This window comes from Shewanella donghaensis (assembly GCF_007567505.1).
In the GTDB taxonomy this organism is placed as follows: Bacteria; Pseudomonadota; Gammaproteobacteria; order Enterobacterales; family Shewanellaceae; genus Shewanella; species Shewanella donghaensis.
In genome coordinates this window covers 4,728,456-4,745,246 of the sequence record NZ_CP041783.1, presented here as the reverse complement: position 1 = coordinate 4,745,246, position 16,791 = coordinate 4,728,456, and the positions used below count along the sequence as shown (strand labels likewise).

Genomic DNA, 16,791 nt, shown 5'->3' with positions numbered 1-16,791 from the left:
TACGTAACTTTAGACGTATTATTTTTGATACCTTGCTAAAGTTATTGCTGTAATCACAGCAATATTTTCATCACTCATTAATCAGCTTTAACAAACTGACCTTTTTCATCAAATGGCCAGTCAATCCCTAACCAGGCTTTAAGAAACGCTTTTTGCTCATCAGTCGGCGCATCGACACCAACAATAGCCAAATCGCCCTTTGGTTGCTCTGCCAATGTAAGCTTAACTTCTTTTAAGCTGTCGTTATTAAACAATGTAACCATAATCGTATCTTTTGGTTTAAAGTCTTCTAAACGTTTCTTAAATCCGCTCGCTGTCACTTTTAAACCGTTTATAGCCACAATCTCATCACCGCTAACAATGCCAGCTGCCCAAGCAGGACCTTTACTGTTAACGTTGGAAATCGTCAGGTCATCATGTGAACCACTAATCTTCATGCCACTATAAACTGTAGTTTTAGCTTCTTTACCATTAGAAAGTGCCAAGCCAGCATTTGCTAACAAGCTGTCAAAATCTAAACTAAATGGCTGAGTGACATGTTGTTGCCACCAAGGCTGGTAATCTTTACCTGATATCGACTTTAAAATCCCCTTAACATCATCAACGTTATAACCATTAGGTAATTTATGGTCGCGATATAACTGACGATGAACATCACGGTAAGAATGTGCTAGTTGCGTGTCTTTAATCAGATTAAAATCAAGGGACAATGAGGCTAAATAACCTTCAGAGTAGATATTTACGCCATGATTAATCGCATAATCCCCACCGGTATTAGTCCATTCATTCAAACTTGCTTCAGCTACAGACTGAATTTCACGACCCGGCTTATGAAGATTACCATTAATGCGCTTGGCTAAATCTTCAAAAAACTCTTTCGGTGTAATCACATCAGCACGTAATAGTAATTGATTTTGAAAATAACTGGTTGAGCCTTCTGCCATCCATAACAGCTCTGTCATGCTGGCATTCTGATAATCGTAAGGCACTAAGCCTTGAGGACGATAAGCTTTAACATTCCAAGTATGAATAAACTCATGGGAGGCGGTGCTGATAAAGCGTAGGTAATCTTTACGTTCTCTAAAGTTAAATCGAGGTAGCTGAATAATGGTGGAATTTAAATGCTCAGTAGCGCCTCTTGCGCCACTTGTCGCATGCACCATATAAACATAACGCTCAAACGGGTAATCGTCCCAAATCACTTCAGCCTGACTACTTATTTTAGTGAGATCTTTAACTATTTGCTGCGCATCGTAGTTGCCCTCGCCCCAAAATACCAACTCATACTCACGGCCATCGGCTTTAAAGCGGTAATGAGAATTTTCACCGGTTTCTATCGGTGAATCCACTAAGACATCATAATTTTTGGCGATAAAGGAGTTTGAATCAGTGCCCTTATTCATGCCAGAATAACTGTTCCAACCTTGTGGAACATCCATGGAGACCGAAATGGGTTCACTACGAAACTCAGGGCTATACATGAATACACCGCTAGCATCTAAATATGCATGCGAACGGTCAATGTGACGAACACGCGTGCCTAAATCATTAGCATAAAGTTGATAAGAGATATTCACTGCCGTAGGCTTTGACAATTGCACTTGCCACTCACCAGTTTCAGTTCGCTGCCATTGTAAAGCTTGGCCATTGTCATCAGTGGCGTTAAATGAGCGCACACCATCAGCAAGTGGCAACACAACATATTTACCCGTTCGCCAAACAGGCAGGTTCACGGTTAAATGATCTTTAGATGTCTGAGGAAAGCTAACATTAACGTTAGCAAGATGATGTTCCGGTTGCGTTAAATCAATGGTGTAAGTCACTTCAGCAAGGCTGCTTGCACTAAAAAGTAAGCATGCGGATAAAACAGTCAATTTTGTTGCTTTCACTCTGAATTCCTTCTGTTATTATTCTTGTTATATTTTTTAATGACTTGTGATTGATTTTTATACCTTTAAAGGCGCATCATAACAAGTTAACGATCTTCGCTCACCTAAATTATAATAAAAGCTTACAAAAAATAAGGCTACTTATCAGTCATGCTAAAAGTTATCACTAGAGTATTAACCCTACTGTTATTTATAAGTTTTCCGAATTATGCTGCCGATTTTGTTGAGCGAGAAATAGCATTCCAGGAAGACCCCAACGACTTATTTGAAAAGCTTTCGAACAAAACAAAATTCCCTTTGTCGTTTAATGGCATCGCTGAATTCGAAAAAGTAGCCAAAAATTTAAACTATCAGCCCCAGCAATTGCAAAGAGACTTAGGATTACTTGCGCGACTTTATTTGCATTCTCCAATCAAAACCGACAATAAAACATCCCATGCTCGCTTGCTGACTCAGCAACTGCAATCAATCGCCACCACTCCAATACATGAAGCCATTATTTTATTATTAGAAGGCAGGATCCGCGGCGTAGATGCTCAACAGTACAAGCAAACCATCATTCTTTACAAAGAAGCGCTGAATAAAATCAATAACTTGAAAGATGATGAAGCCATGACGCTTAAGTTTATTATTCACGGTGACTTGTGCACCTTATTTCGATTGCTTAAGCAAGATAGTCCAGCTTTGCATCACTACAAGCAATACCGTGACCTCGCCTACCAAATGAGAGTGGAGTATTTTATTGCGCAAGCTGAAACCGCGTTTGGAAAGTATTACGTTCACAAAAACCAACTAGCTAAAGCGTTACAGCACTATAATGAAGCATTTAGAATTACCAACAGATTAGATGCGCCGGTATTACATGCCCATACACAGTTTCAACTAGCGCGGGTTTATCGTGATTTAGGCCAATGGGACGATGCGCTTAAAAATGCCAATGAAGCAGCGATTAGTTTTCAAGCATTAGGCCAAGAAGCACTGCAATCAAAATTAATGACTGTCATCGCAATGATTTACGCCCACCAAGAGCAATGGAACAAGGCCCTTGATTACTATTTGAATGCCCAACAAATAGACCAAAAGAACGGTCATAAAATCAGCCAAGCACTAAATTTCAATAATATTGGCGAAGCATACTTACACTTAAAAAATTACCAATCATCAGTCAGTTATCTAGAAATGGCCAATAAGGTCTTTAAAGAAAGCAAAGTATTACATTACCTTGTTTACAACGAGTTATTACTGGCTCAGGTGGCACTTGAGCAACAACAATGGACGCTTTCAACATCCCATGCCCTAGTGGCATTAGAGATTGGCGAAGTCAAAGACATCATTGATGCACAAGAAGAAGCCCTAGAATACCTCTCGATTAGTTACAGAGAAACTAATAATCTGCCTGCTGCACTTAAGGTGATGGATAAAATCATCGCCCTTAATCAAAATACCCAAGCAACTCCTGATGATGGATCAGTAATATCGAACTTAAATGAAGAAAAATTAAAATTAGACGTTAGTGCCTTACAACATAAATTGAGTGTTTATGTTGATAACAGTAAAGATCAGCAAATGGCGATAATTATTTTGCTTATCACCATCCTCATTTTATCTTTTGTTTGGCTGTTTTGCCTTAAACGACTGAATACCATGAAAGTCAGATCAGCATCGCTACTAGAACAATCTATCCAAGAACCACTCACCGAGCTTAAAGGCTACCGAGGGGTAATATCACAGCTTAATAAACAACATCCGCCTAAAACGGTTGCACTGGTGAATATTGAAGCACTTACCGATATCGATATTGAATTTGGCCTTACCGAATCAAAGAGCATCACCGCCAATTTGGTGGAACAATGTGAACAAGAAATTAAATGCGATGTGTTTGTCATCAGAACCGGGGAAGTGGCCATTTGTTGCTCTGAGAGTGTCAGTGCACAGGATATTTTAGACAAGGTTGAAGCGGTGTTATCAAGAATAAACATCGCTAGTAAAAGTCATATCCCACATTTCTCAAAAGTAGGTAATAAACCATTACATGCCACTGTAGGGCATATTAATTTACCCCTACTGGCAGATCCTGATTTAAGGTTAACGGCAGAACTTAAATATGAAACTGTGCAATACGCCCTTGCTGCTGCCAAAAGTATTGATTCAGAACAAACCTATGTCAGCATTCGCACGCTAAACTTCGCACCAGCAGCCATATTTTTTAAACCACTTTACTTAAATCTTACCCACGCATTACAAAGAGGGATAATTAGGGCTGAAAGTAATCGTTCTGCGGCCGATATAAAGTGGCCAACTAATTAAAATATTTTCTTTAGACTAACTATACTCAATGAAGATTAAATGTTGATTTTTATTAATGAACATTTAAAAAGTAGGGTTTTAGCTATATAATAAGTGGTATTACATAATCAGATATCTGATTGATGTTATTAAATTTTTTGGTTTTATCTAGGAAGCCTATTTACATGAAAGATTCTTCAACGGCAGTGTCTCAAGTTTCACTTTTAAAACAGAAGCTTAACGCGGCAAAATTAGCGTTAGAAGAAACGAATGAAGACCGTAATCAAAAATTGCGCACGTTAATTCAATTTCTAGGTCATTTAAGTCTAGCGTGTAAAGGTCAAAACCTTGAATTAGATAACCGTCTAGCAAAATTAAGACATCATTTGCAAGGCTATGACCAAATTGATGAAGCTTTACCTGAATTAGTCGGCATTGAGCGGTTATTGCAAGGTCAGTACAATATTACCATGACCAAACTTGAAGAAAGCCGAAATAGCCTTTCGCGGGTTATCAGCCAAATTCAACGAGTCGATACTGCGCCAGACAAACTCAAAAAAGAAATAAACTACTTCAAGAAAGACCTCAATAAACCGATTCATACTATTTGGGAATATATTCCAAAAGTTGAACAAGTGATTGGCTTTTACGAAGAAATTTTACAGCAGAAATTTGCTAATACTGACGAGCATGTCATTCTGCCGCAGCATCTGATTTTAGCAAAAGAGTTAGCCCAAAAAATATCTGAAATCGAATTCAGAAAAGAACAACGCGATCAAATATTGGTGATGAAAGAATTACTAATGGGTGATATCAAACTCAACACGCTGCTTGAGTCATATCAAACTATTTTGAGCTTACTACTCAACAATATCGCCCGAGAAAAAACCGCTTCACAGGATTTCCTTTATACCCTGAATGATGCCATTAGCACTGTAAGAGATGTGGTTAACAGTACATCCAATAATAATGATCGTTCGCAGCAAATTAAGTCTCAGCTTAATAAAGAGATAAACCTTCGGGTAGACAATGCTGATGGTATTGTTATTGAGTCTCTAGACATCGTCGATTTAAAAGCAGAATTAACAGTGCAACTTGCCTCGCTTCGAGACGCCCTAAGCCGTAAAGAATCACTTGAAACTAGAGAACAAGCACTACTGCGTAAATCGGTAGATTCGATGCGTAAAGAACTTACATGCATAACCAAAGAAGCAAACAACTATAAAGAAAAGTTGTTTGAGCATCAGAAGCTAAACCTGTTAGATCCATTGACCCAACTGCCAAATCGCGCGGCGCTAGAAGACCGTATGGAGCAAGAGTACAGAAACCATAAGCGTTTTAATACGCCACTTTGGGTTGCTGTTACCGATATTGATTACTTTAAAGCAGTCAATGACAACTTCGGCCACAGTACAGGTGATAAGACTTTACAAGTGATTTCAATGGCACTAAAAAACTCATTACGAGAAAGTGAATTTGTGGCTCGTTATGGTGGAGAAGAGTTTGTTTTAATTCTTCCTGAAGTCACAGAGGACCATATTGGTCTATTGTTAAACCGTGTAAAAGAAAAAATAAAAAATATACCGTTTAAATTTAAAAATCAGAGAATTACCGTTACTTTGTCAATCGGTGCAGCACAAGTTATGGAAAACGAACGTATCGAAGAAACCTTTGAACGCGCCGATGCTGCACTGTATAAAGCCAAAAATAGTGGCAGAGATAGAGTTGTAATCGATATTTAATTATTAGCCTAATATCAACTGCAACTCGCTCTTTTAGGAGTTGCATATGATAGTAAAAATTAGCCCCAGAGGCAGTTTAGACCAACTTTCACAGCTTGAAGTTAATCGACTAAAACAAAGCTCTAAAAGTGAACTTTATCAATTATTTCGCAACTGCTCATTGGCAGTATTAGCATCTGGCCTTCAAAGCGATAATGCCGAAAGCTTATTCGAGCAATACGCAAATTTTCATATCAATGTACTCCAACGCGAACGCGGCTTATTACTTGAATTAATCAACCCACCAGCGCAAGCTTTTGTTGATGGTGAAATCATTGCAGGTATTCAAGAGCACCTTTTCGCGGTGCTAAGAGACATTGTTTATATTGATAATAAATACGAAAACTTAACCCACATCAATCTCACTAATGCCAGTCATATCACTAATTTCGTCTTTGACATTCTCCGTAATGCCCGCGTTATTTCCCCTAAAATAGATCCTAACGTTATTGTATGTTGGGGCGGACACAGCATTAATCCTATTGAGTACCAATACACCCGAGAAGTGGGCTATGAATTAGGCCTAAGAGGATTAGATATCTGCACAGGTTGTGGCCCTGGCGCAATGGAAGGCCCAATGAAAGGCGCAGCGATTGGCCATGCTAAACAACGTATAAAAAATGCCAGATATATCGGATTAACAGAACCCAGTATTATTGCCGCCGAGCCGCCTAATCAAATAGTCAATGAATTGGTTATTTTACCTGACATAGAAAAGCGCTTAGAAGCCTTTGTCCGTTTAGGTCATGGGATTGTGATTTTTCCTGGCGGTGCAGGCACCGCTGAAGAATTATTGTATATATTAGGGATATTACTCAACCCCGCCAATGAACAACTGCCCTTCCCGCTGATATTAACGGGTCCAAAAGTCAGTGAAGATTACTTCTTAGAAATTGATGCTTTTATCGCTGCTACATTAGGAGTAGAAGCCCAAGCAAAATACCAAATCGTTATTGATGATCCTGAAAAAGTAGGAAAGTTAATGAAGCAAGGCATGGTAAAAGTAAAAGACATGCGGAAACAATTGGGTGATGCCTATCAATTTCAATGGGCGTTAAAAATTGAGCCAGAATTCCAATTACCTTTTGAACCAACACATGAAGTGATGAAAAACCTGCATTTGTTTTTCCAACCTAACAAAGCCGAGCTAGCAGCAAGCTTACGTCGAGCATTCTCAGGCATTGTCGCTGGGAACGTAAAAAGTAACACCATAAAGTTAATCGCTGAAGATGGTCCATTTCATATCACTGGTGATGCGAAGTTAATGGCAATGATGGATAAACTGCTCGCTGCTTTCGTATCCCAACAACGCATGAAACTACCAGGAAGTGAATATATTCCCTGCTACCGAATCGTCAATGGATAACCAAACCTGCGGGAGTGAATACTTCTCAGCTTCCGTAGCAACAATAAATATTCAAACTAAACGGGGCTAAATACATTTCGGTCTCCTTATCAACAATAAATAATGAAGCAAGCAAGGAGTGCATATATCCCCTGCTACCGTATCGCCAATGAATAATGAAATCCTTATCCAGTAATCATTTTATCGAGGTTAGCTTATGCATAATTATCAATTATGCATAAATAGCTGTTATTTCGACTATTAAAAAACATCAGTAAGGTTTAAGCTCAACAATATAAAATATAATAATCCTCTACAGCAGCTCCTTAGCGCTGCGTTACAGCAAACGAAGATGACATGAATAAACTATTAATTATCGATGGCCTTAACCTTGTTAGGCGTATTCATGCGGTGTTGCCAGATGAAACGGACATCACCAGTGTCAAAGAGCGTACGCAATCTGCTTGCAAAAAACTGCTCAAACACCATCAACCCACCCATGCCATTATGGTGTGGGATGGCGATGAAGAATCCTGGCGTAAAAAACTCTACCCTGACTATAAAAAAGGCCGCAAGCCGATGCCTGCAGCATTAAAAGCAGGACTTGAAGATATCAAAACCGCCTTAGCACTTGAAGATGTTCAATCCCATGATGCCGCCTCAGAAGCCGATGATGTTATTGCGACGTTGGCCACCAAAATTGCTGAAACCAAGGGTGAAGCCATTATCGTATCCACAGATAAAGGTTTTGGCCAATTGATGAACCCCAACATTGTCATTTGGGATCATTTCAAACAGCAATATTTTGATATTAAAGCCTTTGAGAAAAAGCTTGCCGTACAACAAAATCAAATTTTAGATTTTATTGCTTTAGCGGGTGACTCAGGTAACAAGGTGCCAGGCATCGCCGGTATTGGCCCCAAGTCAGCTGCTGACTTATTAAATAAATTCAGAACACTCGCAAACTTATATCAATCACTTGATAATATTGGTGCTAAGCAAGCTCAAAAACTGCAGGATGGAAAAGAGATGGCAAGGCTGAGTTATAAATTAGCCCAACTGCAATGCCATATGCCATTAAACATCAATCTCAAACAGTTTAGAGTCGCAAGTTAACTGTTCAAGCCAAAGGACTTAACACCAATGAAATCAAAAATTTCATATATTATTGGCTCACTGTTTGTTGGCTATATTATTTTCGTTGTCATCGTTGTTTTCGTGTATGAAACAAGACCGGAAGATCGCAGCTGGCAAGAGCGCCAAGAATTTAATCATAAAATGCTCAGTGAAATTACCATTGGGCAAACCATAGAATCTATTCGACAAGTAATGGGTAGGGCTGATTTTTCTGAGGCAAAAGCCTCTACTGAAGGCAGTTTTCAAATTATGTTTTATCGTACCCACCATGTGGCTTCTGATGGTAAAACCACCAAAGATGAATGCACCCCATTATTATTTAAAGATGGACAACTCATTGCTTGGGGACAAGAAACCTATGACCAATTTCTGCAAATCCCTATTCTTGCCATCATAGGTCAATCACAACCTATTACGGTTTCAGAACCCAATAATACATTACCTTCAGAATTGAATCTTGATGACAACTCATCAACCTCCCAATAAAAGTATTAGGAGTCAGAGATAAAAATGCCACATTAATGTGGAATTTTTTATTCGTATTGGACAAGGTCAAAGACTAGTCTTTACTGTACTCTCTGTAGGCTTCACCCTCTTTAAGCCACTGCGGAGCAGGTAAGCCTTTTAAGTAGTGATCGAAGTACTGTTTCATACGAATAGTATAATCCAACTTGTTAGGATACTTTTTCAAATGATGCGGCTCATCCTCATATTGAAGAAACACCACATCTTTACCAGTTCTGCGCATTGCAAGATAAAGCTCTACACCTTGTTCCCAAGGCACCGCATCATCTTTGTCACCAAACATGATCATCATCGGTGTTTGAATGCGTTCAGCATAAAATACCGGTGAGTTTTCAATATATTTTTGAGGTGCTTGATACAAGCTTTGTGCAATTCTGCTCTGACCCGTCTCATACTGGAACTGACGCGCTAAACCTGAACCATGACGAATACCACTATAAGCACTGGTCATATTTGACACTGGAGCACCTGTTACTGCAGCTTTAAAGATATTGGTTTGAGTCACAGCAAAAGCAGTTTGATAACCACCCCAAGAGTGCCCTTGAATACCTACAGCATCAGGATCTGCTATCCCCATATTAATCAGTTTTTGCACCCCTGAAGTTAACCCTTTAACAGCTGATGCTCCTGGGTAGCCTACTTCAAAACGAATGTCGGGTAAGAATACCGCGTAGCCGTTATCTGCATACCAAGCAAAATTAGGACGATGATTAATTGCCATATGCGGGAATGAATGTAAACGATCGCTCATGAAACGATAGAAATACACCATCACCGGGTACTTTTTACCTTCCTGGTAGTTGGTCGGTTTAATCAATACACCATCAGTGGCACGGCCATCAGCGTCTGACCAACTAACCAATTCAGCGGAGCCCCAATTAAATGCGTTTTTTTGGCTATCTAAATCAGTTTGCTTTGTTGCTTCATTAGGCGTGTTAACACTTGAAGTATACAAATCAGGATATAAATCATATCGCTGTTTGGAATAAATGATGGTGTCGCTATCTTTACTACGTGCAAGCACCTTGAGTTTAGCTTCTGCATCGACCTGTAATGTAATTCCAGGTATACCTATAACGGCACTGTAAAAGGCGTCTGCTTTGGTTTTTTCATTATAACTGTGCAGCAACACTTGCTGATCTAGTGTTACAGATGCGGGAGCATTAGGTTCTTCGTAAAGGCCTGCAATTCTAAACTGTTGCTGATGCTTACGCCCTTCACCGTCAGTGAGCATAAAACCATCAAAAGATGAGCTACTGAATTGCCAAGTATCAAACTTGTCATAAACAATAATCCCCGAACCATCGGCTAACCATGGACCAAAGCCATAACTCGGTGCACTACCTGGATAATCATGATCTTCATCAGCAAAGCTGGTATTTATATCTTTCGATAATGTGTGTCTTCTCACTCCAGCAATATCATATAAGAATACTTCGCCTTGCTGATAATAAGCCACAAAACGTGCATTCGGTGACAATGTTGGCATTTCACCCGATGAATGCTGGGTAAGAATTTGAACTTTACGGCCGGTATTTAAATCCACTAAATAAACGTCTTGATAGAAACCTGCCCACGTAATCATTTTTTGATATGGCACATCAGACGTTGCTAATAAATAACGTTGCTGTTCGCCGTAATGGACATCAGGAACGGCTTTATCTGCTAATTGTACAATACGGTCAGCATTAACATGTAAAACCGCCAGATAAGTTCTTTTGAGCTCTTTGGCATATTGCTTTACTTCGTGGGGCTTAATCTTTGGGTCATCACCATGCCAGACTTTTAAATCACGTAAACCAGTAATGACTTGTTGATCAAACAAATCGTCTTCCGATTCAATTGAAGCTAGCGTAACAATTTTATCAATTTGCGGGACTCGGCCAATAAATAGTCTTAAGCTATCTTCAGAAAAGAATATTTTAGAATATTGATTAAGTGTCCAATATACATCCTGAGGTGTGTCCTTAACCGTGTCAGATTGCAAGTTAACCAGTTTCAATTGGTACTCACGTTCATCACGTTTAACTGCAACTTTACCTTCGGTAAACCCTAACCATTTACCATCATCAGCAATACTGAGTTCGCCAATCTGAAATTCTGCCGACTTGTATAACTGCTTTATTGTATTGTTGATTAAATTTACTTTTTTAATCACATGTGATTTAGCCGAGATATCATTAATAGCAACGGCAAAATGCTGGCCTTGTCTGTCAAAGGCATATTGAGTGACATTGTCAAAATCATGTGATTTATCACTGGCTAAATGAATAAGCTTAAACCCACTGCCTTTATCTGCTTCAGCAATTTTTTCATCAGAGGCTGACTCTTCGCTCTTTTCAGCATCAGTTTCGCTTTCATCAATATCAAACCAAATCGCTAAGTAGTCACCTTTGGTGCTAAATTCCGCGTTTTTTACTTTCTGAAACTGTTGTTTTTTACCGGTTTCAGTATTTAATAACGTTAAACCAGAACTGAGTTCAGACTTCTTCAAGGTTTCTTGTTGTAACAGGCTTGGCTTAATAGTAGCGATAACAAACAGGCCATTACTGCTGACTTTAACGTCAGAACCGCCTTCTATTTGATATTGCTTGTTAGTCGCAACTTGATTGACCAATGCACGACTATCGCCCCGATCAGGCATAGCTTCTACAGCTAACACCTTGCCGTTATCAGAGATAACCGGGGTTTGTAGTGTTTCAAAATGCATGATGTCATCGAGTGATAACGGCTTAATTTGTTCAGCTGACGCAGCTGACATCGACACTGCTAACAGTGTCAAAGGAATAAGTTTATGTAACTTCAAAATCTTCCTCGTTATATTTATTTTTGCGGAATGGCACTATTCTAGCGTAAAAAATAGTCTTGAATCATTTTTGAAATGAATTCTTACTATTAGCCATTACTGAAGAATAGTCATTTCCAAATAATCATTAGTAAAAAATAATTTTAGACCAAAGTCGTCTGTTAAAAATCTTCTACCTGAATATGCTATGCAGACAAAATAACGCTACACATTAACGTTTTAGCAACATACAAAGGTGAATTATGACTGCAATTGAATCTTTCAATTACGTTATTGTGAATATCTTAAAGCAATCACCTGAGGTTTAGCTTAATAATTTCAAAAAAAACGTGATTAAACTCACTAAAAACTGTAAAAAAATATCAAAATTCGTTAAAATGCGCCGCAACGAAACCGTGAGTAAATAGTCCTGTTAAAGTGTTGTTAACACAAACAGGATAATGCAGTAACCACTAAGTGGAAGGACTATCCATGCCAAAACGTACTATAACCGTAATCCCAGGTGACGGGATTGGACCAAGCATTATCGATTCGGCTTTAAAAATTCTCGACAAAGCGGGTTGCAACTTCGAATACGAATTTGCAGACGCTGGTTTAGCCGCATTAGAAAAGCAAGGTGAATTAGTACCTCAGCGTACCCTAGACCTTATCGAAAAAAATCGTATTACGCTTAAAGGTCCATTAACCACTCCTGTGGGTGAAGGCTTTACCTCTATTAACGTAAGCCTACGTAAAAAGTTCAGCTTATACGCTAACGTACGTCCTGTAGTATCATTTAAAGGGACTCAAGCACGTTACGAAAACATTGATATCATTACTGTTCGTGAAAATACCGAAGGTATGTATTCTGGCCTAGGTCAAAAAGTATCTGACGATGGCGCAACAGCTGAAGCGACAAGTATCATTACTCGTCAAGGCGCTGAACAAATCACCACTTTCGCTTACGAACTTGCTCGTAAAGAAAACCGTAAAAAAGTAACCATTGTTCACAAAGCTAACATCATGAAGTCTACTTCAGGTTTATTCTTGAAAGTCGCTCGTGAAGTCAGTGCTCGTTACCCAGATATCGAAACTGAAGAAATGATTGTTGATGCGACGTGTATGAAGTTGGTCATGAGCCCTGAAATCTTCGACGTTATCGTGACGACCAATTTATTTGGCGATATCTTATCAGACCTTTGTGCTGGTCTTGTTGGCGGTTTAGGCATGGCGCCTGGTGCTAACATTGGTAAAGATGCGGCAATTTTTGAAGCGGTACACGGTAGTGCACCGGATATTGCTGGTAAAAATCTAGCAAACCCAACATCAGTGATTCTAGCCTCTATCCAAATGCTTGAATATTTAGGTATGGCAGACAAAGCGGAAATGATCCGCTCTGCAGTAGCCGCTGTTATTGAAGAAGGCGATCGCACTACGCGCGACCTAGGTGGTACTCATGGTACTACTGACTTTACCCAATCAGTGATTGACCGTTTATCATAAGATAAGCAATCAATACAGATATCAAAAAGCCCCTAGTGATTCACTAAGGGCTTTTTTAATGGCTGGTGACTGATAATTATTAATAGATAGATAGATAGATAGATAGATAGATAGATAGATAGATAGATAGATAGATAGATAGATAGATAGATAGAGATAAGCCTCTACTCATTAGAGCTAATAACAATAAATATATCGGTAAGCATAAATAGAAAACTAAAAGCCTTTTAGCTATGAGGCTTAACAGCCTTAATAAGCTCAGCCCAATCAATTTCTTCTGCAATATAGTCAGGTGTTTGATCGCTTCCAGCCTGAAAACTAATCGCAAAGCGATACGCCTCATCAAGCTGACCTAAGCAACAATGCCATTGACTATCAAACTCAAATCTTTTTATATCATCATTTAACAGGCTCAGTGATACCTTAGATTGCAGCTGCAGTACATCACCTTTTAACACCTTGAGAGTGTGTAATTCAACAGCGTTAAAATCAAACGAAAATGATTTTAAAGACAATGATAACCCTAAGCCTTTCGCTTTAATATATGACTCTTTTAAGGTCCATAAATCAAAGAACCGCTCTCGATGCTCTGCTTCTGGTAGAGCTAATAATGCTGCTTCTTCTGGTTTTGAAAAATAATGACTTAATATCGAATGAATATTGGTGCTTTCACGGCGACGTTCAATATCAGCGCCTAATTGAATCTGCTCATATTGATGCGTGCTTTCAGTGGCATTATCATGCTGATGAATTGCGACGAATAACCAATCACCACTATGACTAAGATTAAAGCGTAATCCTGTTTGGTTGAAATGCTGTTCACTTAAGCGTGGTTTACCTTTTTCACCATATTCGAACGCCCATTCATTCGGTTTTATATCGGCAAAACGAGACAGCAAAACCCTCAAGTAACCCCGCACCATTAAACCTTGTTCACGAGCAGAGAGTTGAATGTAGCGATTAACTTTCAGCGTTTCATCTTCAGGTAACCAAGATGTCACCAGTGAAGCGGTTTCTTCATCCAATAATCCCGTCTTAAGTGGGCAGAAAAATAAGTTAACACTGGCAGCAGGTTTCAAATTGAACTCGACCAAAAGGTAAAAAGCTATTGTCGCTTTTTTCACAGTTAATTTATAGCTTTGAATAATTAACCTTTAAATAAATGGCTTTTATATGAATAGCAATGAATCCAGTAGCCCCAATAAAAAAGGGATAAACCTTGTTAGATTTATCCCTGATACACATGTGCTAATTTCAAAAGCTAATTAAAAACTCATTAAAGAGCTAAATAAAAAGCTAACTAACAGCAAGTGGCTTTACGACTTGTTTAGGCTGCACATCATAACGACTAAAGCTCATCGAAAACTGACCTTCGCCACCGGTCATCGATTTAAGTCTAGTTGAATAGTGACTGACATTGGCTAATGGGACTTCAACCTCAACAGTCACCATGCCATTACTATCAGCTTGAGTTCCGCATACCATGCCTCTTTCACTGCTTATATCAGCGGTAATGTCCCCTACATGATGTTGTGAAACGCAAATACTCATTTGAACAATAGGTTCTAAAATTACCGGTTGGGCAAGCTTTACCGCTTCAATAAAGGCTTTTTTACCCGCCATAACAAAAGCTATTTCTTTTGAGTCGACACTATGATGCTTACCATCTAGAACCGTGACTCTAATGTCCTGCACAGGAAAACCACCTAACTCACCTTCAACCATGGCCTCTTTAATGCCCTTTTCGACAGCAGGAATATATTGAGTCGGCACACTGCCGCCAACAACGTGACTGACGAACTCAAATCCTTGACCTCGTTTAAGCGGTTCAACTTTAAGTTCAACTTCACCAAATTGCCCAGAACCACCGGACTGTTTTTTATGACGATAGCGAAAACTCGCCTCACCGAGTATGGTTTCACGGTAGGCAATCGCTGGCGTCTCGGTTTCCATATCTATATTAAATAGCTTCTGCGCCTTTTCTAAAGCGATTTGCAGATGTAAATCCCCTTGTCCTTGTAGCACAGTTTGCCCTTCAGCTTCATTACGGGAAATTTGTAAACTCGGGTCTTCTGCCACCAGCTTATGTAACACTTCAGATATTTTCTGTTCATCACCTCGGCGCTTAGCCGATACGGCTAAGCCAAAAATAGGTTTTGGCAAGCTAAACTCTGGTAGATGAAACTCATCTTCATCATGGCTGTCATGCAATACTGCACCGACTTCTAATTCTTCTATTTTTGCGATGGCACAGATATCACCAGGAACAGCTTGATTAACACTGGTATGTTGATCCCCTTGTAACTTAAGAATATTGGTGACTTTAAAAGGTTTACGCCCATGGCCAATAAACAACTTCATTCCTATCTCAATAGTCCCTTGGTATAAACGAAATACCCCCATACGACCTAAGAAAGGATCTATCGACACTCTAAAAATATGGGCAAGTACATGGTCGTCAGCACGTTGGTTCACATCGATAGGCTGTGCATTTTCAGCAAAACCTTTAATAAATTGTGGAGGGTTAGCTTCCAGTGGGCTTGGCATCAGTTTGATCAACAATTGCAATAATGAGCTAATACCAATGTCTTGTTCGGCGCTGGTAAAACACACTGGCACTAAATGACCCATGCGCAATGCCACTTCTAGCGGCGCATGCAATTGTTCGGTCGTTAATGAGTCGCCTTGATCTAAATACAGCTCCATGAGCTTGTCATCTTCTTCAAGTACCGTATCAACCAACTCATCGCGCGCACTTTGGAGATCACTGAACAATGTTTTAGTCATTAGGTCACCATCGAAATAACAATCAACCACATCATCGCCATTAGCACTCGGTAAATTGACCGGCAAACAACGATGACCAAATTGTTGTTGAATATCCATCATGACGTCAGACACTAAGGCTTCATTTCCGTCTAAATGATTAATGGCAATAATGACTGCTTTACCTTGCGCCCGAGCGGCTTTGAAAGCTCTTTTAGTCACCGATTCAATACCTGTTGCAGCATTCACCACCAATAATACTGACTCGACTCCTGGCAGCGGTAATAGCGCTCGTCCAATAAAGTCAGGTAAACCAGGGGTATCGATGAGATTGATATGGTGATGTTGGAAATCAAGATTAAGAAATGAAGGCTCTAGACTATGGCGGTGGGATTTTTCTTGGGCAGTGAAATCAGCATGATTTGTGCCCTTATCGACCCTCCCTTTTAAGGTTATTGCATTAGCACTAAATAACAATGCTTCAATTAATGACGATTTACCTGCGTTGGTATGACCCAATACAGCCAAATTGCGGATTTTCTCAGTCGTGAATTCAGCCATAGTGGCCTCCCTTTATCACTTATATCATTCAATCCATACCAGCTCTTAGAGCTATTACATTCAGTATAAAGCTGCAACAAAGTGCAATAATTGACCTAGATCATTCTTTAACTCACCAATTATTTTTTATAACAAATAGCGAACTCAGCTTACAAGTGTTAGCTAAATATGGTCGGAGCTGTGATTATTCAGTCTCGGGTGATTGTATCGACC

The 16,791-nt window shown here is 39.4% G+C and carries 10 protein-coding genes; 6 read left to right on the top strand and 4 right to left on the bottom strand.

Annotated elements, in window-relative coordinates:
• Positions 1 to 77: 77 nt before the first annotated feature.
• Entirely contained in the window at positions 78 to 1,889 is a 1,812-nt protein-coding gene (locus FPK91_RS20150; RefSeq protein ID WP_144213779.1) for a M61 family metallopeptidase, read from the bottom strand.
• 150 nt (positions 1,890 to 2,039) lie between these two features.
• Between FPK91_RS20150 and FPK91_RS20145 the strand changes: the two genes are divergently transcribed.
• The 5 genes from FPK91_RS20145 (at position 2,040) to FPK91_RS20125 (ending at position 8,924) form a co-directional block, all read left to right on the top strand.
• Positions 2,040 to 4,196 carry a tetratricopeptide repeat protein gene (locus FPK91_RS20145; protein WP_144213777.1) on the top strand — a complete coding sequence of 719 codons (2,157 nt, stop codon included), beginning with the start codon at positions 2,040 to 2,042 and terminating at the stop codon, positions 4,194 to 4,196.
• A 164-nt stretch (positions 4,197 to 4,360) separates the two neighbouring features.
• Positions 4,361 to 5,917 carry a sensor domain-containing diguanylate cyclase gene (locus FPK91_RS20140; RefSeq protein ID WP_144213775.1) on the top strand — a complete coding sequence of 519 codons (1,557 nt, stop codon included), beginning with the start codon at positions 4,361 to 4,363 and terminating at the stop codon, positions 5,915 to 5,917.
• Positions 5,918 to 5,963: 46 nt separating this feature from the next.
• Positions 5,964 to 7,322: a nucleotide 5'-monophosphate nucleosidase PpnN gene (ppnN, locus tag FPK91_RS20135; RefSeq protein ID WP_144213773.1), complete on the top strand. Its 1,359-nt coding sequence runs from the start codon at positions 5,964 to 5,966 to the stop codon at positions 7,320 to 7,322.
• A gap of 336 nt (positions 7,323 to 7,658) precedes the next feature.
• Entirely contained in the window at positions 7,659 to 8,417 is a 759-nt protein-coding gene (xni, locus tag FPK91_RS20130; protein ID WP_144213771.1) for a flap endonuclease Xni, read from the top strand.
• Positions 8,418 to 8,444: 27 nt separating this feature from the next.
• Positions 8,445 to 8,924, top strand: coding sequence for a DUF3192 domain-containing protein (locus tag FPK91_RS20125; protein WP_144213769.1), 480 nt, complete (start codon positions 8,445 to 8,447; stop codon positions 8,922 to 8,924).
• A 73-nt stretch (positions 8,925 to 8,997) separates the two neighbouring features.
• On the opposite strand, the gene FPK91_RS20120 is transcribed toward FPK91_RS20125, so the two are convergent.
• Positions 8,998 to 11,724, bottom strand: coding sequence for a S9 family peptidase (locus FPK91_RS20120; protein WP_144214625.1), 2,727 nt, complete (start codon positions 11,722 to 11,724; stop codon positions 8,998 to 9,000).
• A 516-nt stretch (positions 11,725 to 12,240) separates the two neighbouring features.
• Between FPK91_RS20120 and FPK91_RS20115 the strand changes: the two genes are divergently transcribed.
• Positions 12,241 to 13,251, top strand: coding sequence for an isocitrate dehydrogenase (locus FPK91_RS20115; RefSeq protein WP_144213767.1), 1,011 nt, complete (start codon positions 12,241 to 12,243; stop codon positions 13,249 to 13,251).
• 227 nt (positions 13,252 to 13,478) lie between these two features.
• On the opposite strand, the gene FPK91_RS20110 is transcribed toward FPK91_RS20115, so the two are convergent.
• Complete coding sequence (locus tag FPK91_RS20110; protein WP_319593227.1) at positions 13,479 to 14,375, bottom strand: 4'-phosphopantetheinyl transferase family protein; 897 nt, start codon at positions 14,373 to 14,375, stop codon at positions 13,479 to 13,481.
• A 172-nt stretch (positions 14,376 to 14,547) separates the two neighbouring features.
• Complete coding sequence (fusA, locus tag FPK91_RS20105) at positions 14,548 to 16,578, bottom strand: elongation factor G (protein WP_144213765.1); 2,031 nt, start codon at positions 16,576 to 16,578, stop codon at positions 14,548 to 14,550.
• Positions 16,579 to 16,791: the final 213 nt, after the last annotated feature.